General features: G+C 44.9%; 24 protein-coding genes. 18 read left to right on the forward strand and 6 right to left on the reverse strand.

Going from position 1 to position 21,643, the window contains the following annotated elements; genetic code table 11:
• Positions 1-4 precede the first annotated feature (4 nt).
• The 4 genes from AC566Q_RS14185 to AC566Q_RS14200 all read left to right on the forward strand — a co-directional run bounded on the left by AC566Q_RS14185 (position 5) and on the right by AC566Q_RS14200 (position 4,611).
• Positions 5-442: a hypothetical protein gene (locus AC566Q_RS14185; RefSeq protein WP_499607289.1), complete on the forward strand. Its 438-nt coding sequence runs from the start codon at positions 5-7 to the stop codon at positions 440-442.
• Positions 443-544: 102 nt separating this feature from the next.
• Complete coding sequence (locus AC566Q_RS14190) at positions 545-1,543, forward strand: DUF6387 family protein (protein ID WP_499607291.1); 999 nt, start codon at positions 545-547, stop codon at positions 1,541-1,543.
• Between the two features lie 100 nt (positions 1,544-1,643).
• Positions 1,644-1,901 (forward strand): helix-turn-helix transcriptional regulator, encoded by a 258-nt coding sequence (locus tag AC566Q_RS14195; protein ID WP_499607293.1) that lies wholly within the window; start codon positions 1,644-1,646, stop codon positions 1,899-1,901.
• Between the two features lie 406 nt (positions 1,902-2,307).
• Positions 2,308-4,611 (forward strand): DUF927 domain-containing protein, encoded by a 2,304-nt coding sequence (locus tag AC566Q_RS14200; RefSeq protein WP_499607296.1) that lies wholly within the window; start codon positions 2,308-2,310, stop codon positions 4,609-4,611.
• A 20-nt stretch (positions 4,612-4,631) separates the two neighbouring features.
• Here the strand turns inward: AC566Q_RS14200 and tnpC (AC566Q_RS14205) are convergent, their stop codons facing one another.
• From tnpC (AC566Q_RS14205) to tnpA (AC566Q_RS14215), 3 genes are read right to left on the reverse strand one after another with little or no spacing between them, the layout of a single operon-like run.
• Complete coding sequence (gene tnpC / locus AC566Q_RS14205) at positions 4,632-6,200, reverse strand: IS66 family transposase (protein WP_499617517.1); 1,569 nt, start codon at positions 6,198-6,200, stop codon at positions 4,632-4,634.
• A 23-nt stretch (positions 6,201-6,223) separates the two neighbouring features.
• Positions 6,224-6,559 (reverse strand): IS66 family insertion sequence element accessory protein TnpB, encoded by a 336-nt coding sequence (gene tnpB, locus AC566Q_RS14210; RefSeq protein WP_126874057.1) that lies wholly within the window; start codon positions 6,557-6,559, stop codon positions 6,224-6,226.
• Positions 6,559-6,843 carry an IS66 family insertion sequence element accessory protein TnpA gene (gene tnpA, locus AC566Q_RS14215; protein ID WP_499607299.1) on the reverse strand — a complete coding sequence of 95 codons (285 nt, stop codon included), beginning with the start codon at positions 6,841-6,843 and terminating at the stop codon, positions 6,559-6,561. The genes tnpB (AC566Q_RS14210) and tnpA (AC566Q_RS14215) overlap by 1 nt, the downstream gene beginning before the upstream one ends.
• 74 nt (positions 6,844-6,917) lie before the next feature.
• Between tnpA (AC566Q_RS14215) and AC566Q_RS14220 the strand changes: the two genes are divergently transcribed.
• From AC566Q_RS14220 to AC566Q_RS14265, 10 genes are all read left to right on the forward strand, one after another.
• A complete protein-coding gene (locus tag AC566Q_RS14220; protein WP_499607301.1) occupies positions 6,918-7,460 on the forward strand; it encodes a hypothetical protein in 543 nt (180 codons plus the stop codon).
• Between the two features lie 292 nt (positions 7,461-7,752).
• Positions 7,753-8,289: a hypothetical protein gene (locus tag AC566Q_RS14225; RefSeq protein ID WP_499607304.1), complete on the forward strand. Its 537-nt coding sequence runs from the start codon at positions 7,753-7,755 to the stop codon at positions 8,287-8,289.
• Between the two features lie 153 nt (positions 8,290-8,442).
• Entirely contained in the window at positions 8,443-8,994 is a 552-nt protein-coding gene (locus AC566Q_RS14230; RefSeq protein WP_499607307.1) for a recombinase family protein, read from the forward strand.
• A 515-nt stretch (positions 8,995-9,509) separates the two neighbouring features.
• Entirely contained in the window at positions 9,510-9,794 is a 285-nt protein-coding gene (gene tnpA, locus AC566Q_RS14235; protein ID WP_024016272.1) for an IS66 family insertion sequence element accessory protein TnpA, read from the forward strand.
• Positions 9,794-10,129 (forward strand): IS66 family insertion sequence element accessory protein TnpB, encoded by a 336-nt coding sequence (gene tnpB, locus AC566Q_RS14240; protein ID WP_126874057.1) that lies wholly within the window; start codon positions 9,794-9,796, stop codon positions 10,127-10,129. Before tnpA (AC566Q_RS14235) ends, tnpB (AC566Q_RS14240) begins: the two co-directional genes overlap by 1 nt.
• 23 nt (positions 10,130-10,152) lie before the next feature.
• Positions 10,153-11,721 (forward strand): IS66 family transposase, encoded by a 1,569-nt coding sequence (gene tnpC / locus AC566Q_RS14245; protein ID WP_499617481.1) that lies wholly within the window; start codon positions 10,153-10,155, stop codon positions 11,719-11,721.
• 685 nt (positions 11,722-12,406) lie between these two features.
• A complete protein-coding gene (locus AC566Q_RS14250) occupies positions 12,407-13,111 on the forward strand; it encodes a hypothetical protein (RefSeq protein WP_499607310.1) in 705 nt (234 codons plus the stop codon).
• Positions 13,108-13,692, forward strand: a complete 585-nt coding sequence (locus AC566Q_RS14255) for a hypothetical protein (protein ID WP_499607312.1) — start codon at positions 13,108-13,110, stop codon at positions 13,690-13,692. Before AC566Q_RS14250 ends, AC566Q_RS14255 begins: the two co-directional genes overlap by 4 nt.
• The gene (locus AC566Q_RS14260; RefSeq protein WP_499607315.1) at positions 13,679-14,590 is read left to right on the forward strand and encodes an MBL fold metallo-hydrolase; all 912 of its coding nucleotides are present in this window, start codon (positions 13,679-13,681) and stop codon (positions 14,588-14,590) included. The genes AC566Q_RS14255 and AC566Q_RS14260 overlap by 14 nt, the downstream gene beginning before the upstream one ends.
• Before the next feature lie 84 nt (positions 14,591-14,674).
• Entirely contained in the window at positions 14,675-15,874 is a 1,200-nt protein-coding gene (locus tag AC566Q_RS14265) for an IS4 family transposase (RefSeq protein WP_499607317.1), read from the forward strand.
• A 957-nt stretch (positions 15,875-16,831) separates the two neighbouring features.
• On the opposite strand, the gene AC566Q_RS14270 is transcribed toward AC566Q_RS14265, so the two are convergent.
• Complete coding sequence (locus AC566Q_RS14270) at positions 16,832-17,512, reverse strand: DsbA family protein (RefSeq protein ID WP_499607320.1); 681 nt, start codon at positions 17,510-17,512, stop codon at positions 16,832-16,834.
• 200 nt (positions 17,513-17,712) lie between these two features.
• Between AC566Q_RS14270 and AC566Q_RS14275 the strand changes: the two genes are divergently transcribed.
• The 4 genes from AC566Q_RS14275 (at position 17,713) to AC566Q_RS14290 (ending at position 20,193) form a co-directional block, all read left to right on the forward strand.
• Positions 17,713-17,943, forward strand: a complete 231-nt coding sequence (locus tag AC566Q_RS14275; protein ID WP_105933999.1) for a DUF2789 domain-containing protein — start codon at positions 17,713-17,715, stop codon at positions 17,941-17,943.
• A gap of 199 nt (positions 17,944-18,142) precedes the next feature.
• A complete protein-coding gene (locus tag AC566Q_RS14280; protein ID WP_499607323.1) occupies positions 18,143-19,381 on the forward strand; it encodes a methyl-accepting chemotaxis protein in 1,239 nt (412 codons plus the stop codon).
• Between the two features lie 54 nt (positions 19,382-19,435).
• On the forward strand, positions 19,436-19,699 hold the full coding sequence (locus AC566Q_RS14285) for a TIGR03643 family protein (protein WP_499607326.1): 264 nt from the start codon (positions 19,436-19,438) through the stop codon (positions 19,697-19,699).
• Positions 19,700-19,764: 65 nt separating this feature from the next.
• Positions 19,765-20,193 (forward strand): glutathione S-transferase C-terminal domain-containing protein, encoded by a 429-nt coding sequence (locus tag AC566Q_RS14290; protein WP_499607329.1) that lies wholly within the window; start codon positions 19,765-19,767, stop codon positions 20,191-20,193.
• 3 nt (positions 20,194-20,196) lie between these two features.
• On the opposite strand, the gene AC566Q_RS14295 is transcribed toward AC566Q_RS14290, so the two are convergent.
• Both AC566Q_RS14295 and AC566Q_RS14300 read right to left on the reverse strand, forming a co-directional pair.
• Positions 20,197-20,970, reverse strand: coding sequence for a DUF3307 domain-containing protein (locus AC566Q_RS14295; RefSeq protein ID WP_499607332.1), 774 nt, complete (start codon positions 20,968-20,970; stop codon positions 20,197-20,199).
• Positions 20,967-21,623, reverse strand: coding sequence for a hypothetical protein (locus AC566Q_RS14300; protein WP_499607334.1), 657 nt, complete (start codon positions 21,621-21,623; stop codon positions 20,967-20,969). The genes AC566Q_RS14295 and AC566Q_RS14300 overlap by 4 nt, the downstream gene beginning before the upstream one ends.
• Positions 21,624-21,643: the final 20 nt, after the last annotated feature.

Raw genomic sequence — 21,643 nt, forward strand, 5'->3', positions numbered from 1 at the left:
TGTTATGAAAACACATGACTTAGATTCGCAAGTCGAGCAGGCCTTCTATGAAATACAAACAGTTTGCTCTGTGCTACGTCTTACAATTCAAACGTTTAAACAGAACAGCAGCGGCCTTTTTAACGTTAATTCTGACTTATTCCTGGCAGTAAATAATAAGTTAGAAGCCCTGCTCTCTATCCAGAATAACCTTCAATTTATGATTGAACCTGAATCCAGCAACAAAGGAGATATGCATTCACATTTGATAGCAGTACTCAGATCCCTTGATTCTTGGTGTTCAGAATTTAATTATTCAATTGCTGAACAAGTACCCTGTTCAAGCTCACATATTACACAGCAGGATACTGATATCGTGAACGCATTGTTTGGTGCTGACTCACTGGTTAACGGTACGAGGGATTCAATTGCAAAGGCATTAGATGTGCCTCAAATAGCATAGCTTTAACTTTCCAGCAAAGCCTAGGTTAGCTCCCGAAAAGGACGGCTACCCACCGTCCCTGACTTTGCATTTATTCTTTGGGTTTTCGCGGGGGCGAAATGAATGACCAAACCAAAAACGGTTGGTATTCCAGAATGGTTTTCACTCGAAAATTATAGAGAGCTGAACAAGTTAAACGATGATGCAATCTGGAACCAGCTATACCAGAGACAAGTTTTGCTTTATGGGATATCTGCCAATGAAACGCAACTCGATTGGCTTTGCGACTCTTACGTAATTGGCAACTTTAAAATAAGAAAAGACATAGTCTCGCATCCCCATTTTCAGCAAATCACAGCTGGCTTACCCATTGTGGTTGATGCAAACACCTTGGTTGAGCAGATCCCATATACTGAAGCTGAAATATCACAACTAATGGAGGGAATTAAACGGGACAGAAATGCCCTTCTCCCGCCACAGTTATTTAAACTGTTATCGAGCAATACAACCGTAAAGCAAAAACAATATATCCAAAGCATTATTCCTCATGATTTTCATGTCGTAGCTTATGAACGAAATCTTGCTTCAGGCCGGGCTAGCTATGAAAATCGGGACTTCAATCATCTAAACACCAAACTGTTAGATATTGAAGAACTTACTCGTATTAACCGACTGACAGAATTATCGGGTTTTGAAAAATCAATAAACTCTTATGAGTACAGCAACAACCAACGTATTCAACCGGACCTAATCGGAACGATATTTTCCTTATCCTCTGGAGGAAAAAACATACATTTAACGCTTGATTTAAGCAGGCCAGACAATGAGCTATTAGAAGACATTGCAACTCTTTTACCTAAAATTAGAGAAACATGCAGAGAGTCAGCCAAACAAATAGTTTATGAACGTGCTGATGATGTAGCCAAACTCCGCGACTACCAACTTATAGCACTGCTTGATTTACTTATTTGGTCGAACTATACGGGTCAAACGATCAAACCCAAACAGCTCGTCTTAGCACTTTACCCTGATGGTAAATTGGACGCCGCCGGATTGGATAAAACTGCAAAAAAACGACTGATTGGATATCTCCAGTACAACTATTCTCTCCAAAATCGGTAAGAAATTTAAAAATTTTCTTCCATTTTTTTAGACACTAACATGTGAATAATAAGACGTCAGTACCTTCCAGAACTTTCTAGCACAATCAGGAACTGACAAAATGAGTAACGAACAACAATCTTTAAAAATCATGCGTAAACCAGAAGTGTTATCACTTCTATGCGTTTCTGAAACCTCACTTTACCGGCAGATTAACGGCAAAACATTCCCCCCATCATTCAGCCTCGGCTGTCGCGCTGTTGGGTGGTATGAACACGAAATAAATGCAGTAATAAAAGCCAGAGCCGCAGGGAAAACCGAAGCAGAAATAATGGCCCTGGTTAACGATCTCATTTCTGCTCGCATTGAAGCGGCATAGGAGTCTGAAATGATAAATCGACTACTATGCCCACCAGCCAACAAAGAGCCGGTTAAAGTTGCCAGAGTTTTGCATTATTTGTATGAAGCTGGCTCATTAAACCGGTTTGAAGCCGCTTATAAACTGCATGATACATGTCTGAATTCGACAATATCTACTATCCGGAATTTGCACAAGATTCCGATAGAGAGCAGAAGTGAAAGTGTCAAAGGATACCAAGACTTACCAACGATATGCAGCCGCTACTGGTTACCCAAGTCTCCATCAATAAGAGAAATTGTATATTGGGTGTTGGTCAAAAAATACGGTTACACGCCGCTAACTGACGATAAGCCAGCAGCCTAATACCTGGTACACAATCAAACGAGAATATTTATATTCTTACATTCAGTGAGCAGGGTTAACTATGTCCAAAATTGACTTTAAAACCATTAATGAAAAGGCGATCGATTCAGCCGAAAAAGTCGTGAGTAACTGGGTTCCTAACGGTTCCAGAAATGGAAACGAATGGATAGCACTTAACCCGACTCGAAACGACAGCTCGAAGGGTTCTTTCTCAATAAACCTGGTAACAGGTATTTGGAAGGACTTTGCAACCAATGATGGCGGCGCGGATCTTATTAGCTTGGTGGCCTATGTTGAGAGGGTTAATCAAGGTTCAGCTGCTCGATCTCTCAGCAAGTTTTTAGGTATTGCCGATACCGCTAATAGTTCAACAGAACAAAAGCCTCTAACTAATCGAAAAGCTGAATTCAAGCCAATTTATCAGCCTCCTTTTGATGCTGGCAGAAACTGCCCTGTAGTTCATCCAAGGAATGGAAAACCTACAAAATACTGGGATTATCGCTCACATGATGGCTCGTTAATAATCAGGGTAATGCGTTTCGATTCGAACAAAAAAGGCCAAAGAAATAAAGATTATAGGCCTTTGGCATTCGGAACATTGGGTAATGGAAAGCCACAATGGCACTGGCGTCAATTACCCCAAAATAGGCCCCTTTACCGCTTAGAATGCCTTAACCTAGCATCACATAAGGTTACGGTAATATGTGAAGGAGAAAAGGCGGCTGACTCAGCGGTAGAGCTTTTCCCTGATTGCTTTGTAACATGTTGGGCCGGAGGCTCCAAAGCCATTACAAAAACTGATTTCTCGCCATTGAGAGGACAGCAGATAATCTTTTGGCCGGACAATGACACAGCCGGAAGAGAAGCAACATCAATACTCAACGAGCAATTAGCAAAAGTAGGGATTGAGTACCTTCATGTAATCAATACTCAGTTCTTTGCTGAGTATTCACCGGGGGATAATGGCAGCTTACAACCTGGCGGATCATGGCCTGAAAAGGCAGATGCTTTTGAAGCCTTACAGCTTGGCTGGCGCGCAGAGCATCTATCCCAAGCAATGAAGAACAATCTGTTGTTCGATGATACTGACGTCCCATTACCAGAAGAAGCGGATTTCATCCCTCACGGATTTACGTTGAATGAGCAAGGACTCTGGTACACCGATGATAAATCTAACAGTAAAAAGATATGCTCTCCTATTGAGTATGTTGCCCGTTCACGCAGCGGCTTGGGAGACGGCCGAAACTGGGGCATGTTATTGAAATTTAAAGATCATGATAACCAAGAGAAACTCTGGAATGTTTCAATGCAGGAATTTGCCACTGATGGCGGAAACCCGATAGTAAAAGGACTACTTGAGAGAGGTTTGAACATTACACCCTATCGGGATGCCAAGAGAAAGCTTTTAGAATACTTACATGGATACGACACAAAACGCCGTGTATCACTCGTTTATAAAATGGGCTGGCACAAAAATGCATTCGTATTCCCTGAATCAGTGGCGGGATCTGATGAACAAATCATGTATTACAGTGAAAGCCCGGCAATGTGCAAACTTGGCGAATCCGGATCGCTTGAAGAATGGCAAACCAATGTAAGCCAATACTGCTCCGGTAATTCCCTGGCGCTTTTCGCGGTCAGTGCCGCTTTGTCTGCTCCACTGGTTGAATTAATGGGCTATGAGTCGATGGGTTTTCATTTCTTTGGTGATAGCTCTTGGGGCAAATCAACATTGCTTAATGTGGCATGTTCCGTGTTTGGCGACCCAGAAAAATACAAATGCACATTCAGGGCAACAGATAACGCCCTGGAGAGTTTGGCTTCCGCACACTCTGACATGCTGTTAGCTCTGGATGAAATTAACCAAGTGGATGCCCGAATAATTGGCGACATTATTTATATGTTGGGTAACGGTCAAGGCAAGCATAGAGCAAACGACAGAGGTCAGGCCAGAGAATCACAGCACAGATGGAAACTCACTTATTTAACCAATGGCGAAAAAACACTGGAGCAATACCTTCTGGAAGGCGGCAAAAAAGTAACAGGCGGCATGGAGATGCGCTTTCTAGGGATCAGAGCAACGTTCCATGAATCAGAGGCAGAACGCAAGCACAAAGGTGTGTTCAATAATTGCCATAATTTCGCCGGTGGTGCTGAGCTTTCGAATCATCTTAAGCGCAACATGCAAAAATATTATGGAACCGCGTTCCCGGCTTTCATTTATAAATTGGTCGAGAAAGACTTCAAAACCTTAACCACTTACCTGGTTGATTGTATAAACTTATTTGTCTCGAATTACCTTACTCCGGACGCTGGAGGTCAAGTTCAACGTGCCGCTGCCAAATTTGCCCTTGTTGGTTTGTAAGCGATCAATATAGACCCGGATCACCCCATTTTATCTAAATCGCTCGTCAATTTTTTGTCCGCGAATTTCTCTTTCCAGACTCTTGGCGTCAGGTCGAGTACGTCTTTGGCCGGGTGCAGTGCTACACGCTGCAATACATCCACGAGGTAATGGTAGGGATTCACGCTTTGCAGGCGACACGTCACCATCAGGCTTTGTAATATGCCCAGTTGTTCAGCACCAAGTTCGGACCAACAGAACAAATAGTTTTTTCTGCCCATGGGGATTACCCGCAGTGCCCGCTCAAGATGATTGGTGTCCATGGGTAACGCGGGGTTACTCAGGAACACCTTGAGTTGGCTCTCTCGCTCAGCGGTGTAATGAAGCGCCTTGGCGAAGGGGGATTTGGGTAGTAAATCAGTGCGCTGGCGTTGTTGGTAGACCCACCGGAAGAAGTCAGTCACGAGTGGTTCGCTGTGTTGTTGGCGGTAGGTATGGATATCGGCCAGGTCTGATTGCTTATCCCGGATGTGTTTTTCATGCCGGTAGAGTGTGGCGATAATATCCAATGCCTGTTGTGCGGTGTGCGGCTCACTGTCGAGGGCTTTTTCAAAGCCTCTGCGCATGTGTACCCAACAGGCAGCGTGCACTATCTTTTGTTCGTGTTGGTTTATCTGCTCAACCGTTTTGGTGTAAGCGGCATAGCCGTCGGTCAACAAGGTACCGGTAAAGTCCTGCAACTGTGCTTTGGCGTGCAACATGCCCCGGCTGTGACTCCAGGTAAACGCCACCTCATCACTGTCACCGTACATCGGCCAGAAGTAGGTTTGTTTCATTTGCCCCGGTTTTCGGCCAGCCCCTTTGGTACGCCCGGCTTTAATGGGCACTTCATCCATCATCAGGATTTTGCTTTGCAGAATGTGCTGCCACTGGGCCTTGGCGATGGGCCGAAGCAGCTCAATGCCTTGTTGTATCCAGTTGATTAAGGTAGCCCGGCTAAGGGTGATACCGCTATCAAGCATGCGTTGATGTTGGCGGTGAAGCGGTAAGTGATATACCGCTTTATCCACCATCAGCCCAGCGAGTAGTGAGACATCGCAGTAACAGCCTTCCAGTACATTGATGGGGGCTGGGGTATCCTTAAGGGTTTGCGTGGTTTTATGACGCACGACCTGACGACGATACACCAGTACCACATAACTGCCGGGCTGTTGTGCTAAGCGACGGGTTTCTTTGATATCCACGACATCATACTGGTCGGCATCCGCCCCCTGTAACTCAGGCGCAGGCACATCAATAATCAGCTGAGGCACCGTCTCATCAAAGCGTAGGCCGTCATCATTCACATCCGAGTCGCGACGTTGCTTTTGTGAGGAACGGGTATGGGCCTTCACCGGTTTGGTGTCTGCCGGTAAGGCGTGTGTCTCACCCTCATCAAACAAACTGCTCTGCGCCGGATTATCCACTAACACCTTTTCAGACTTACGCCCGAACAACTGGCGTTTAAGCCAGTCCAGTTGATGCTTGAGTTGCGCAATCTCCTCAGCTTGATGAGCAAAGGCAGCCTCAATTTCAGACGGTGAAAGGTGACTAATAGAATGTGTTTTCATGGCGTAAATTATAACAAAATCAGTCAATTAAATCGCCTGTTTTGTTTGTCTTTTTGCCAGTAAATGCCATCAATCAAACACTGTAACTGAGCACTGTTTAATGGTGTTTTTGCTGTACCGTCAGTGACTTTGGCGAAGGTGCCTTTTTCTAACCGTTTACTCCACAAACAATAACCGCCCTGGTAGTAATACAACACCTTTAGCTGGGTGCGGCGCTTATTGATAAACACAAACCAGTCACCACAATGCGCCTGCATCCCCAGTTTGCCCTGTACCAGTGCCGCCAGCCCATCAAACTGTTTGCGCATATCGGTATTACCGGTATACAGCCAAATACGCCCATTGGATAAGGGTAACATCAGGCAGCCCGGTTCATCCGCAGCACCACACCACCAGGTAAGGCCAGCTCTATCTCCCACGCTGCGCCCGGCTCTTTGTCTACACTTGCTGGCATATCAAAGGCAAGCCAATTATCCGTCTGCGTGAGCGATTGGCTATCATCGCTCAGTTTTTTACGCCACAGATAGAAGTTTGATACCGTTAAATCATATTGCGCACAAAATTTACTGACCGATAGTTCGCTTGCTGCTTGCTTATCAACCAATACCTGCCATTGCTCGCGTGTACGTCTTTTTGTTGCCATCGATTAAGTCTCCGTGAGTAAAATCTACGGGGACTATTTTACGGGGTAGCTCCGCCGGGAAAAGACGGTCTAAATTGATCGCTTACGTTGGTTTAGCTGGAGAACTCGCGACACAATGGAATATAACCGGCTGGCAGAAAGGAGAAGCTTATAACGCTTCAATAGAATGTTTTCAATCCTGGCTTAAATCCCGTGGTGGCGAAGGCAACATGGAAGATAAGCAGCTATTGCAGAGTTTCAGAATGCAACTTGAAATGCATGGAGATTCACATTTCAAACGCTGGGACAGCGAAAGCCCTAGCATTGATACTCATGTACCCTCACCTAGCGAATCATGGGGCTTTCGTCGACATATCGACAAGAAAGACCCGGTACATGGGGAAAGCCAAGAAGTCATTTACTACATTCACCCCACCGTGTTCAAGGAAGTTATCTGCAAAGGGAATGATCACCAACGCTTAGCCCGGTTACTAAGAGACATAGGCGCATTGATGCTCAGAGATGGAGAACTTAAAGAGAACAGATTGATGACAAAGGAACGGCTACCTGGTACCGGCCGGAAGATGAAATACATCTACAAAGTGCAAGGTAGTGTGCTGTTCGGGGATTCTGATTAGGAACCTCGTAAGATGATCTTTTTTGCTATTTGACGTAAAACATCAATAAGAAAATAAGTTTCGACTTAGCCAGATTAATAAGGATGCAACAATGCAGTGTAAAGGATGTTCAATCGAAAAAAGTAAACTGAGTAAGAGCCACATTATCCCTCGATCTTTCTATGAAGAGCTGAGGGACGACAGAACTGTTGCCTTTCGTCTGTACACCAATACTGCAGACCAACTTAACAAGAAGAGTCTAGTTGGAGTCTACGACAAAACTATCCTTTGTAGTGAATGCGAAAAGCGGTTCTTGAAAACCGATAACTATGCTGCTGACTTATTGTTGAAAAACCGAGACTTGCAACATGCTTTTAATTTGCACCCCACAAAGGAATTGCAATTAATAGAGCCAGCCTCAAGTTTAAAATTCTTCTTCATGACCATTTTGTGGAGAGCCTCGATAAGTACGACAGAGCTATTCCAAAATGTAAAGCTTGAGAAAGATACAGAGAAATACCTACAAGCACTTATTTGGAATAATCAAATAGGAGAACAACATGAGTTTCCATTCTTGCTTGAACGAATTCTTCCCAGTAAGCATGAACCCATTATTCACAAGCTTATAATGGACCCAAGACAGATAAAACTGGAAGATATGCTGTTTTATAAATTTGTCTTCGGAGGTTACGTAGTAAGAATTAAAGCATGCTTGAGTACAATAGATTCATCATCAACTCTTCTTGAGCGCTTAACATCCTCAAAAATTATCATAGGTAATGCCGGATACTTCGATGACACTAAACTTGCCAAGACTACCCTAAAAGTCCTTAAAGAGGCTGGTGATTGATTAATTAAATGAACTCATTTGAGTATACCCAAATAAGTACGCTTTAAACGAGTACAGAACAGTTTGTTATATGTACTCATTTACCCTTGATTATAATTATAGGTACACTATCATCGTAATATCTCAAACTTAAATCGGTACAGGTGACGGGTAATGTCAAAGGTTGGATATATCAGAGTAAGCACAGTTGAACAGAACTTAGATCGCCAACTTAGCGGTATTAAGGTTGATAGGCTCTTCGAAGATAAATGCTCAGGAAAAGACACCAAGCGCCCAGGCCTTAAAGCAATGCTCGATTATGTTCGAGACGGTGACGAAATCCACGTTCATGATATAAGCCGGTTAGCCCGTAACCTGGAAGACTTGCTAAAGATGGTCAAAGAGTTAACCAATAGAGGCATTTCAATTTGCTTTCACAAAGAGAACCTCACATTCACTGGTGAAGCCAGCCCGATGCAAGAGCTTATGCTAAGTATGCTTGGCAGTGTATACCAGTTTGAGCGCTCTATGCTGAGAGAACGTCAGTTAGAAGGCATTCAACAAGCTAAAGCCAAGGGTAAATACAAAGGTCGCCCAACAGACAGCAAATTGCATGACACCATCAAAAGTTTAAAAGCAGAAGGCTTATCACTGCGTAATATTGCCAAGGAATGCGGTTGTGCTCTCTCTACCGTTCAACGCGCATTATCTGCTAAATCGTCTTAACAAGTCATTCCCACTTTGCTAAATGTGGGAATGGTTCAACATAAGTATGGGAATCGCTAAAACTATTAAATATCAATAAGTAAGAATTGCAATTCCCACTTTCCCAGTGTTCCCACCCCATCCCCCCGTTGTTCGTTGACCTTGCGCCCAGATAACAGCAACGAATCTCCCAGTTAGCTATGCCTAAAATTTAAGTGTACGGGTATGATCGCCGCACTTTTCTAACAGCTGTGAAAATCTATAGGGGTTCCGGTTCTTAATAAATCAAAGATGATTCATGCTTGCTTTTCAAGGGTCCTCCCTGGGCTATTAGAAACACGGGTATAATCGCCGCGATCTTTTTACAGCTATAAGATTTTTCAAAGGGGGGTTATATTCCTGTTACCTGGTATCAGGGGGGTAACTGAATCTCTATAGGCTCACTGGAAGGTAAGCGATCAATTTAGACCGTCTTTTCCCGGCGGAGCTACCCCGTAAAATGGTCCCCGTAGATTTTACTCACGGAGACTTAATCGATGGCAACAAAAAGACGAACACGCGAGCAATGGCAGGAATTGATTGATAAGCAAGCAGCAGGCGAACTGACAGTCAGTGAATTTTGTGCACAGCATGCGTTAACAGTATCAAACTTCTATCTGTGGCGTAAAAAACTGAGCGATGATAGCCAATCGCTTGCGCAGCAAGATAACTGGCTTGCCTTTGATATGCCAGCAAGTGCGAACCAGAGCGCAGGCTCTGCCTGGGAGATTGAACTGGCATTACCCGGTGGTGTGGTGCTGCGGATGAACCGGGCTGCCTGATGTTACCCTTATCCAATGGGCGTATTTGGCTGTATACCGGTAATACCGATATGCGCAAACAGTTTGATGGGCTGGCGGCACTGGTACAGGGCAAACTGGGGATGCAAGCGCATTGTGGTGACTGGTTTGTGTTTATCAATAAACGCCGTACCCAGCTCAAGGTGTTGTATTACTACCAGGGCGGTTATTGTTTGTGGAGTAAACGGTTAGAAAAAGGCACCTTCGCCAAAGTCACTGACGGTACAGCAAAAACACCATTAAACAGTGCTCAGTTACAGTGTTTGATTGATGGCATTTACTGGCAAAAAGACAAACAAAACAGGCGATTTAATTGACTGATTTTGTTATAATTTACGCCATGAAAACACATTCTATTAGTCACCTTTCACCGTCTGAAATTGAGGCTGCCTTTGCTCATCAAGCTGAGGAGATTGCGCAACTCAAGCATCAACTGGACTGGCTTAAACGCCAGTTGTTCGGGCGTAAGTCTGAAAAAGTGTTAGTGGATAATCCGGCGCAGAGCAGTTTGTTTGATGAGGGTGAGACACACGCCTTACCGGCAGACACCAAACCGGTGAAGGCCCATACCCGTTCCTCACAAAAGCAACGTCGCGACTCGGATGTGAATGATGAAGGCCTGCGTTTTGATGAGACGGTGCCTCAGCTGATTATTGATGTGCCTGCGCCTGAGTTACAGGGGGCGGATGCCGACCAGTATGATGTCGTGGATATCAAAGAAACCCGTCGCTTAGCACAACAGCCCGGCAGTTATGTGGTACTGGTGTATCGTCGTCAGGTCGTGCGTCATAAAACCACGCAAACCCTTAAGGATACCCCAGCCCCCATCAATGTACTGGAAGGCTGTTACTGCGATGTCTCACTACTCGCTGGGCTGATGGTGGATAAAGCGGTATATCACTTACCGCTTCACCGCCAACATCAACGCATGCTTGATAGCGGTATCACCCTTAGCCGGGCTACCTTAATCAACTGGATACAACAAGGCATTGAGCTGCTTCGGCCCATTGCCAAAGCCCAGTGGCAACACATCCTGCAAAGTAACATACTGGCCATGGATGAAGTGCCCATTAAAGCCGGGCGCACCAAAGGCGCGGGTCGAAAACCCGGACACATGAAACAAACTTACTTTTGGCCGATGTACGGTGACAGTGATGAAGTGGCCTTTACCTGGAGTCACAGCCGAGGCATGTTGCATGCCAAAGCACAGTTACAGGACTTTACCGGTACCTTGCTGACCGACGGCTATGCTGCTTATACCAAAACTGTTGAGCAGATAAACCAACAAGAACAACAGATTGTGCACGCTGCCTGCTGGGTACACATGCGCAGAGGCTTTGAAAAAGCCCTCGACAGTGAGCCGCAAGCCGCACAGCAGGCACTGGATATTATCGCTGCGCTCTACCGGCATGAAAAACACATCCGGGATAAACAATCAGACCTGGCCGATATCCATTCTTACCGGCAACAACACAGCGAACCACTCGTGACTGACTTCTTCCGGTGGGTCTACCAACAACGACAGCGCACTGATTTACTACCCAAATCCCCCTTCGCCAAGGCGCTTCACTATGCGCATGAGCGAGAAAGCCAACTCAAGGTGTTCCTGAGTAACCCCGCGTTACCCATGGACACCAATCATCTCGAACGGGCACTGCGGGTTATTCCCATGGGCAGAAAAAACTATTTGTTCTGTTGGTCTGAACTCGGAGCTGAACAACTGGGCATATTACAAAGCCTGATGGTGACCTGCCGCCTGCAAGGCGTGAATCCCTACCACTACCTCGTGGATGTATTGCAGCGTGTAGCACTGCATCCGGCCAAAGACGTACTCGACCTGACGCCAAGAGTCTGGAAAGAGAGATTCACGGACAAAAAATTAACGAGCGACTTAGATAAAATGGGGTGATCCGGGTCTATATTGATCGCTTACACTGGAAGTGACCGCCGCCCTAGTCTTCCGTTTTGAATTTTAGATTTTTTGAGGGGGGGTTAAAAACTTTGGGGGTATGTAATGGACACCGCCGCCCCCGTCCAATTTTTATGCGAACTGAAATGAAAAGAAAAAGACCACTGAATAACCATTCAGTTTAAAACATAGTTCTGCGCCAATGTATACCAAACTTCCATTTCCGCTTACTTCGCTGGACTTGTTTCCGCCAGTTGTGAGGTGTATAACAACGCTTCATCTGTCTACCGTAAGTTTGGCCCACTGGCACATGGCAGCCGCACTCGATTAAACGGAACTTGAGCCCGAGATCAAGCGTCTGTTAAATTGTACTGGGAAACATGGGAACATGGGAATTAGTAGCTCTAGCTATTGAAACATATTGGTTTAAAGTATTCCCTCTATCTCGCTTTCGTGTTCCCACCGCGGAACATATGGGAAAAGTAGTTGTTACTGCTATCAACCTTCGTTTTAAAACTATTGGATTATAAAGTCTAAAGAAATGACAAAGCAGCTTAAGAGTGAAAAGACCTGACAGGAATTCGCAGAGGGATTACTGATAGCTCATTAACATTTATGAACTTGATTTGACTATTATTACTATATACAACATATTATTACTACTTCCTAAGGGCACAGTATTAAGATGAAAAAGTTCACGCAAGAATCAGAAGAAATCACTTTGGTCATTCTTGGCTCTTTCAATCCCACGATATTTCAGCCTCAATGGTTAATTAGAAATCAATTGGTTGCTGAGGAAGAATTATCCGGCGATAACATCAACATAGAGCTTATACACCGTGACTTAACAAAGTTCGAGAATAATTGGTTCATTATTGAAGTTACCCCAAGCAGACTTTTGATTAAAGCTAAAAAGAGCCATAGAAGCGAGGCTGTTAGAGATTTGATTTGCAGTATTTTTGCAATACTATCTGAGACGCCTATCGAATCATTTGGGATGAACTATATCGAAGAGTATAGGTGTGCATCATCCTCTGACTGGCACGCATTCGGAGATACTTTAACTCCGAAAGAGATTTGGCATCAGGCTATTTCAACTGATGAATCAACTAAATCTATCGGCATGCTGCAAACAGAAATGAGAGTCGAACGCTTCGATAGCTTACCCGGGAATATCAACGTTAAGGTTGCACCTAGTAATTTTGACCCACCTAAGTTTAAAGTACATATTAACGACCATATTGATTATGCAACCTTGCTCAAGGATACTTCTTCAAGCATGGAAACTGCGTTTCCACAGTTTTTAATGTCTTTTTGGGAAGATTCAATCGATAATTCAAAGCATTACATTGCAAACTTAGTACAGCTTGTAGAGGAAAGGATTTCATGAATCATACAGCTTCTAATGAGACAATTTGGGCACTGACGCCATTGCATCGTAAAACACAAGGTGGCTTTTCATCCGATGCAAGCATTAATCTTAGTAAAGATAATGTATTAGATACTAATTCTGAACTCCGTTCTGGAAGAGAGTCTAGCCAGGACACAGTTAAAGGAAACGCATCGGAATACATTAATCAAGCCACCACTTTTTATTCCAGCCGTCGACTTAGCAAGCAGACTACGTTTAACAATGAAAAAACCCACGTTTCACAAAAGTGGCAAGGTTATGTTACCTCTGTTGACGACGAGGCATCAGAGTTCACGGCTATCATTTTTGACTTAACTTCTCCAAATATGCCAAAAGAAGAAGTAGTTTTTGATGCTAATGATTTGAGTTCCTACGACATAGCTATGCTAAAAGAGGGAGCAATTTTCTATTGGACAATAGGCCATACTCTTCGTGGTGAAACTAAATCGAAAACTTCGGAGATATATTTTCAAAGGTTAAGAAATTTGACGCCTAAACAGACCAAATTTTCTGACTCTGATATTGACGACTGTTTCTCGATATTCGATGACATCGATTAATTTAACTGTACCTCCTTCAGATAGCATTGAAGTTTCCTTATTTGGCCCAGGCATAGGGGAATCAATTTGTGTACATTTAGGTTTAGGAAAATGGCTTATCGTCGATTCTTGCTTAAATCCAGAGACTGGAATGCCAGCTGCTTTGGAGTATCTTTTGTGTCTGGGTGTAAATGTATCAATTGATGTTGAGTTAATTGTTATCTCACACTGGCATAATGATCACATCAAAGGTCTATCAAAAATAATAGAGGCCTGCTCTAGTGCTAAGATCGTTTTTTCTGAAGCATTCTTAATAGAAGAATTTAAAACTTTCGTTAAAGCACTGAATAGCGCTCCCCTACCGGGGCCAATAGAAACTGAAACAGATGAGATAATAAAAGTTTTACAGATATGTAAGGCCCGTAAAAATAATAAGCAAAGTTTAAATATATCTAAAGCAATTGCAGACAGACTTCTATATCGTTCTGAAATAGCTGAGGTATGGTCTCTTTCACCATCAGATGATGCGGTTATACAAAGCAAAGTAGATATCGGTGTAGAAACATTCAAACAAACCCGCCATCGAAGAAGAGTTAAGATGACTGAAAACTTGAACTCGGTAGCAATTTGGATATCCACCCCGTTTGGCAATGTTTTGTTAGGTTCAGATTTAGAGGCATCTTCATCCAATACTACAACTACTGGATGGCAAGCCGTTTTAAACTCCAGGCAGCGCCCCCAGGAGAAAGCTAAATTTTTTAAAATCCCCCATCATGGTTCGGTAACAGGACATCTTCAACAGGTCTGGGAAGATATGATTGAATCAGATCCAATTGGCTTTTTAACAGAATATAGAAGTAGTCGCTTACCGAATGAGAGTGACTTAGTGAGGCTACTTCTGAGCTATCCCCACGAATAGTAAAATAAAGTCAAAGAGTTAGGGAACATTCATGGCATTTGGTGATCAGATCTTTCGCCAAAAAAAACCAACACAGAAAACACCATGAATGCACGCTCTATATTGAACAATCTTGTCTCTTTTGTCAGCCATAAAATGCATAAAACCCGCAAACAGGCCGTTGTCGCCTGTGTGCGAAGCTTGATTGAGAGCGGTTCGGCCACTGTGACCAGTATGGGGCGCGGTATCCGTTCCAATGCCTATGAGAAACACCGTATTAAGCGGGCTGACCGGCTGTTATCTAATGGTCACCTCCAGCGTGAAGTACCGTTTATCTATGCAATGATTTGCCGGTTATTTTGTACCTGTAAACATCCTGTCATTGCCGTTGACTGGTCAGATTTGGATAAGTGCAAAAAGCACTTTTTACTTCGCGCCGCAATTGTCGTTAAAGGGCGGCCTATTACCCTTTATCAGGAAGTGCATGATAGAAAAGCCAGTGCAAAAGCGACTACACATAGAGACTTTTTAGAGATATTGCACACGCTCTTACCGGATACCTGCCAGCCCATTATTGTCACTGATGCGGGCTACAAATCGCCGTGGTTTCGTGAAGTGCAGGCATTGAGATGGCATATTGTCGGACGTGTGCGAAAGCCACATTCATATTCGCTGGATGGCGGTAATGAATGGCAATCTATCGCTGAGCTTTATCTAAAGGCTACAACACGGCCCAAGCGATTTGATAACGCGCTTATCGTCAAGTCACGACCTTTTGCCTGTACCTTGGTGTTGGTTAAAGAGAAAGCGAAAGGTCGACGAGCGTTTAATGCCAATGGCTCGCGCCAACGGGATACCAATTCATTGAAATATGCTGATGGCGCAAGAGATCCGTGGCTACTGGCGACGTCATTGCCCTACCATCGTCACTTATCTAAACAAGTCATCGATATTTATCGCCAGCGCATGCAAATAGAAGAAGGCTTTCGGGATATGAAAAGCACGCGCTTTGGTCTGGGGTATGAAAATAATCGCAGCACAACCAAGACACGCATTACTGTTCTGGTCTTGCTTACCACACTGGCTTCGTTAGTGGCTGTACTGTTGGGCATGCTATTAGTTGTCAGTAACAAGCATCGACGCTTTCAGGCAAATACCGAAACAAAATCCGTACTATCCTTTCACTTTCTTGGCTTGAGAGCTTTTAACACCTCAATGCGATTTACCCTGCATCAGTGGAAAAAGACGATCCGCTGGCTTGATGAACTCACCGCTGAAGCTTGCATGAGCAAGAATACATGCTAAATTCGTGGGGATCCCTCAGAGGCTACTTTCATTGACTAGTAGCTTATTCAGAACTACTGAACCAAATAATAAATTACCGAGAAGAGAAAATACTATAGACAAGGCCATGAGAGGTTCAGTAAAAAGAAGAAGAACTATCTTAAATACACTGGGCCATATACAGATTCGATCTGAAGCAAGTGGCCACATAGTTGGATTAAACAATTCTGCATTACAAGTTAGTAACATTAAGTCATGCAAATGATTAGTTATTTAGCAACCCAATCCTTGAACAAGGATTGGCGACTATGGAAATAATCATAAATGGATGCAATAGCCCTCATGGCAGATATTTGTAATCTATAGAATGTAAGGTATACGGATAAAAGAAGTATGCGTCTTTCTTGTTCAGATTTTTAAATTAATTAGAATCAATATTAATCATTTTTACGATTAATGGACGCCAACTCAGTGGAACTTTAAACAGGAAATCGAAGTAACACCTGAAGTAACATTAAAACGAATAAAAATCAGGATAACTTTTAACTAACAAACACTTAAAGAAATAATTCAAATCCCGCCAGCCCACCAAATAAAAAAAGCTTGCCAATCGGCAGGCTTTTTTTATTTGTGATAATTGATTGGAAGCTGAAAACGATCCCGGGTTCCCCAAAACGTCCGAAACGTTTTGGGACATGCTTTAGCATGGTCGGCGTTTTTCAAGCTAGTTGTCACCTTTAAAGCGTTTTAAGCCGCTTTACTTTCGTTTTTCTCATTCACCCCGCGGGTTGGGTTTAATGTAGTTGGCCCAACTGGCTCGCAGTTTCGTATCTTGCGTTTCCCCCAGCGGCTTGGATTAGCTTGCTTTGCCAGTTCCAGGCGAGACTGTCTGTTCGCTAGTATCGATTTATCTTGTCCCGTGGTCCGTAGGACGAAGACCGTGAATGGTCTGCGCCAATCACGCCAGCTTGTTCCTGATTAAAGTCCCAGTTCTTTATCCAGTGCTTTGGAGAATTCCTCAAAACTCATATTCGACATCAGCTTACCATTTACCACAAAGCTTGGCGTTGAGCGGATGCCATCGGCTTTGGCGTTTTGCTGATACCAGTTAATCAGCCTTTCAGATTTGGCTTCATCACCTAAACAAGCCTGCAGCTGTTCGTCATTCAATCCCACAGACTTACCCAGTCCAACCAATTCGTTAAGGATGGTATTACCGTCGCGACTGGCCATCCACTCTTGCTGCTGACCAAACACCTTATCTACAAAGTTAAAGTAATCTGCACTATCGCCGGAACAGCGCCCAATCATCGAAGCAACCAGGCCAAACTGATCGAAATAGACTTCGCGGAAAACAAAGCGAATCTTGCCGGTATCAATGTAGTTTTCTTTTAGAGGTTTAAAGGCATTATTGTGAAATGATGCACAGTGTGGGCAGGTAAACGAGGCATATTCTACTACCTGAACCTGAGCCATGGGATTACCTAAAGCCATATCTTTCACCGTGGCTTCAGCCGGGTTCACCGGTGAAGTTTGCGACTCAGGGCCAGCCGGGATGGTCGTCACCGGGGCACTGTTATCCTGCTCATACACCATAAAACCAATACCCAGTGCCAATACCAACACGCCTACGGCCAATAATACTACCCGCGAATTCATTTCTACCTCTAAAATTTAACTAGATACAAGTCATAGGTTACCACTTTCCGGCGGCGATTCAGAAGGGAGTTTAACCCGAAGGCGCTTTTATTTACCTCAGGCGACATGCTTCACGATTCTCAAGCTTCCCTGTCATTGGTCCATTTCCGGGTGCAGCGCGTAAGTATTAGTGAGACATAAACGCACCCAAGGAGGCAACTATGTTTACTCAACAACCCGGTATTAACGATTTATTCGTGCAGTTAGGTTTACCGTCTGACGAACCGGCTATCGAAAAATTTATCAGTGAACATCGCGGACTCAAATCTGCCCAGCCACTTGCCGACGCACCATTCTGGAACGATGCCCAGGCTAGTTTTCTGCGCCAGGCACTGGCTGAAGATGCCGAATGGGCAGAGGTAATAGACGAGCTCAATACCCGATTGCACTAGGCTTTAATTCTCCCTCAGGGCGCAGCATCACATATCGGTGCTGCGCCCTTCTGATTTCTTCGCACTACTTTTTTTGCATTTATTGTTGCTTGATCTGGCGCTATACATAGGCTTAATAGGTTACTTATACTAAAGTAACAGTACTAAAGTAACAGTACTAAACTATTATAAATGTATAAAAAAGGGCGAAGTTTACGCTATGACACAATGGTTTTGGCACACGTATGATGTAATTGAAAAAACGTTCTTTTACACTCTCACCCGAAAGATAATCGGTAACATCAGCTTTTTGTTTCTGTTTCAGCTGGCAAATTTCTACCTGTTTTATGCCCTTATGAGCAGCCCGGCTGAGTCTCAGGGTAGCTACCGTTCTACGCTGATTACGCTGTTTATTCTGAGTACACTAAGTTTTGCCTTTACCATTTTTTACATGCACCACCTTATTGTGCAGCCGGTAAAGGCGCTGCTGCACACCCTTAACGATATTAACCATACCCAGGGCGATCTCTCTACACGACTCCCCGCTTTTACCTGTGATGAATTCAGCGAATTGTCTGCCGCCTACAATAAGTTTGCGCATAACCTCAGCGAACTGATTGAACGAGTTTACAAAGATGCCGAACGTTCCAGTGATGCCAATAAGGAAGTCTGCGCACTGGTTAAAAACGTTGATAGTCAGGCCGCCACGCAAAAGCACCTGAGCGACAACATCAGCCAGTCGTCACAACAGGTGGGTCATAGCATTCACGACATCGTGTCGGCCTCAGAACAGGTGTCCACCACCAACAGCCAGAACCAGGCCAACGCCACCACCGCTAATCAAACTCTGGTTACCTCGAAGCAGCAAATCGAGCGGATTACACTGCTGCTGAACCAATTTTCAGAAACGGTGCGCGGCTTACAAAACAACGCCGACAACGTGCGAAACATTCTTAAAATGGTTGAGGGCTTTGCCGATCAAACCAATCTGCTGGCCCTGAATGCCGCCATTGAGGCAGCACGAGCCGGCGAAGCTGGCCGCGGCTTTGCTGTGGTGGCCGATGAAGTGCGCAGCCTGTCGGCCAAAGTGGCCGATGCTACCCAGCAAATCAGCAGTTTTCTTAATGAAATGGAAAACCTGGTGGGTGAAACCCAGCAAGAGTCCAGCCGCCTTATCGATGCGTCGGGTCAGATGCAGCAGAGTATCAGTGATACCTCTTCTACCTTTGAGCAAATGATGGACGACTTCAAACAAAATATGGAAGCCTTCCAACTGATCATGAACTCAGTAAATGTGCTGGAATCTCAGCAGGCACAGGCCACCGAAATAGCTGGCCAGATCACCCAGCTCAGTATGGATATTCAGCACTCTATGGCGTCGAGTGTGGAACAGGCCGAACACGCCCAGTCGCTGGCCAGTTCAACCCGTAAAGGCCTTAGCCAGTTTGTGGTAAATTAAAGCAATCCAAAGCGCAACGCGCATCGTATTGGTGGCATTAGCAGGAGAGAATGCATGCCATCAAAACACCCACTAACAGATGCCACCTTGTCGCGCATTATTGAAATGGCCTGGGAAGACCGTACTCCCTTTGAAGCCATTGAAAAAGAATATGGCTTGTCTCAGGACGGCGTAATTAAACTCATGCGCAGTGAACTGAAACCATCCAGTTTCAGGCTCTGGCGCAAACGCACTGCCGGGCGCACCACCAAACACCTTAAGCTTCGCTCGCCCGATATCAACCGCGGCTACTGCCCTACCCAGTACAAACAGCGTTAGTTACTTTTGCGGCTATCTGTGATTAACTCAAGCTCTGCTGGCTTGATGACATAAGGACATCACAGATGATCACATTGTATGGATTTGGCCCGGGGCTGGGCATGTACGACCCCAGCCCTTTTGTACTCAAGGTCGCTGCGTTTTTACGCCTGGCCAACATTGACTACCGTTTCAACGGCAACGTTAATCACGTATTTAAGGCGCCCAAGAAAAAGCCCCCCTACCTCAACGATAATGGCACCATTGTGTACGACTCCACTTTTATTATCAGTCATCTTAAAGACCGTTACGTTGCCGATTTCGACAGCCATTTATCTCTCCAGCAGCAAGCAACCGCCACATTTGTCAGTAAGTCGCTGGATGCAACGGTTTATGCCTTTTTGGCCGAAGCCATTCTGGTGGAATTAGACAGCGACCTTACCCGCCTGGCCCGCCAGTATTTAAACCTGAATAACTACTGCCAGCGTATACAACAACAGTATTTTGCCCGCTAGCTTCTATTTGCCAATGGGTAACTGCGTGGCCAGACTGCTCACCAACAAGCCCACCGCAATGGTTAAGGCAAAACTGGTGAGTGTACCGAGCATGACATATTCGGTGAGCTTTTTATCTTCACTCTGGCGCAAATCGCCAAAGCGAAACACCGATTTTGCTGCCAGCAAAAAACCAATCGCGGCAAACTGATTGAGCAATATAAAGGTCAGTACCAGAACTCTTTCCAGATAACCGATGTTCTGCCCGGCGGCCTGCAAAGTGGTTTCACTTTCTTCATTCGGTTTATCGGTTTCTATGGCATTGCTCCAGGGCGCAAGGATCTGCTTAATGATGATTGATAACGGCCGCAGCACCAGCAGGTAGCCGGTCATAATCGCCAGTGTTTTATAGTTAAGTGACTGTTTGAGCCAGGCATTTACCGTGGCTTGCTCCGGCTGCCAGACCAGCAATACCACAAACCCAATTACCGCAATATGAGCCAACTGGTCGGCCAGAAACGCTTTCATGGATGAGCCGGCGTAGGATTTCAGGCCATCGATAATAATATGTGAACCACCCAGTAACAGCGCATAAGCGACGATTGTAAGCGGATGGGTTTCGGTAACTAAAACTAACATCAGCGCGGCTAGCAAGCCGTGGATAGCGCCATGCCAATATAAACAAGGCGCAGAGAAATGACGCTGAGTGCGTTGCGAAATCCAGTGCGAAGGCTGCAAGTAAAAGTCAGCCACTATATGACCGGCGATCAATAGCACCAGCAAGGTCATGGTCGTCATGAGGTAAAATCCTTTTTCACCTGGGCAGCAAAATACACCAGGTAGTCAGCAATCAAATGGTACTGACTGGTGTTTAATATACGCGTAACGTTACTGCGCTTTTTATCCAGCACCCAGGCCAGATGTTCATGGGATTTATTATCCGCCATCAGATAAGCCAGTACAACCTGAGCCTGGGTAGATGTTAAGCGGTCCAGGTGGCTGTCGAAAAACCGGGTAAGCAGTTCACAGTGCTCAGTGAACACTGGGTTAGCGCTGGCTATAGTCAGCCCACGGCCTTTGAGTTTATCCAATCCGTGACCGGAAAGTGTGTAGGCTTCACCGGTTGCCGTTTTGACGTGTTGTCCGGGAGTTTCCCCACGCCCTATTCCAATGCATTGCCTTACTGCAACTGAGGGTTCACCACTGCGTAAGGATAAATCAATGATGGTGGCTAATCTCGCGGCCAGTGGCGGCGCCACCACCAGTTGAAAACTGTCACCCCGAAAAATATCAAAGGCCGCGTTGTAACGGGCCCGAAAGGATTTTAGCAAGCGCTCCAGGTTTAAGATGACCTGGCTGAATGCCTCGCCGGATAGTTTACTGGAGCCAACCAGATCGCCGGTAATAACCGCTATTACCCCTGAATTTTCCGCATTTTCGGTGCTTTTCATCGCATTATCCCAGCGTTAGC

Source organism: Alteromonas sp. H02, from assembly GCF_059682525.1.

Coding starts and splice junctions, on each gene's coding strand:
- AC566Q_RS14270 (WP_499607320.1), bottom strand. CDS start 17,512: ATGAATTCGCGGGTAGTATTATTGGCCGTAGGCGTGTTGGTATTGGCA.
- AC566Q_RS14300 (WP_499607334.1), bottom strand. CDS start 21,623: ATGAAAAGCACCGAAAATGCGGAAAATTCAGGGGTAATAGCGGTTATT.
- tnpA (WP_499607299.1), bottom strand. CDS start 6,843: ATGGCAACAAAAAGACGTACACGCGAGCAATGGCAGGTATTGGTTGAT.
- AC566Q_RS14255 (WP_499607312.1), top strand. CDS start 13,108: ATGAATCATACAGCTTCTAATGAGACAATTTGGGCACTGACGCCATTG.
- tnpA (WP_024016272.1), top strand. CDS start 9,510: ATGGCAACAAAAAGACGAACACGCGAGCAATGGCAGGAATTGATTGAT.
- AC566Q_RS14280 (WP_499607323.1), top strand. CDS start 18,143: ATGACACAATGGTTTTGGCACACGTATGATGTAATTGAAAAAACGTTC.
- AC566Q_RS14285 (WP_499607326.1), top strand. CDS start 19,436: ATGCCATCAAAACACCCACTAACAGATGCCACCTTGTCGCGCATTATT.
- tnpC (WP_499617517.1), bottom strand. CDS start 6,200: ATGAAAACACATTCTATTAGTCACCTTTCACCGTCTGAAATTGAGGCT.
- AC566Q_RS14265 (WP_499607317.1), top strand. CDS start 14,675: ATGAATGCACGCTCTATATTGAACAATCTTGTCTCTTTTGTCAGCCAT.
- tnpB (WP_126874057.1), top strand. CDS start 9,794: ATGTTACCCTTATCCAATGGGCGTATTTGGCTGTATACCGGTAATACC.
- AC566Q_RS14230 (WP_499607307.1), top strand. CDS start 8,443: ATGTCAAAGGTTGGATATATCAGAGTAAGCACAGTTGAACAGAACTTA.
- AC566Q_RS14260 (WP_499607315.1), top strand. CDS start 13,679: ATGACATCGATTAATTTAACTGTACCTCCTTCAGATAGCATTGAAGTT.
- AC566Q_RS14295 (WP_499607332.1), bottom strand. CDS start 20,970: ATGACGACCATGACCTTGCTGGTGCTATTGATCGCCGGTCATATAGTG.
- AC566Q_RS14185 (WP_499607289.1), top strand. CDS start 5: ATGAAAACACATGACTTAGATTCGCAAGTCGAGCAGGCCTTCTATGAA.
- AC566Q_RS14250 (WP_499607310.1), top strand. CDS start 12,407: ATGAAAAAGTTCACGCAAGAATCAGAAGAAATCACTTTGGTCATTCTT.
- AC566Q_RS14200 (WP_499607296.1), top strand. CDS start 2,308: ATGTCCAAAATTGACTTTAAAACCATTAATGAAAAGGCGATCGATTCA.
- AC566Q_RS14275 (WP_105933999.1), top strand. CDS start 17,713: ATGTTTACTCAACAACCCGGTATTAACGATTTATTCGTGCAGTTAGGT.
- tnpC (WP_499617481.1), top strand. CDS start 10,153: ATGAAAACACATTCTATTAGTCACCTTTCACCGTCTGAAATTGAGGCT.
- tnpB (WP_126874057.1), bottom strand. CDS start 6,559: ATGTTACCCTTATCCAATGGGCGTATTTGGCTGTATACCGGTAATACC.
- AC566Q_RS14195 (WP_499607293.1), top strand. CDS start 1,644: ATGAGTAACGAACAACAATCTTTAAAAATCATGCGTAAACCAGAAGTG.
- AC566Q_RS14290 (WP_499607329.1), top strand. CDS start 19,765: ATGATCACATTGTATGGATTTGGCCCGGGGCTGGGCATGTACGACCCC.
- AC566Q_RS14190 (WP_499607291.1), top strand. CDS start 545: ATGACCAAACCAAAAACGGTTGGTATTCCAGAATGGTTTTCACTCGAA.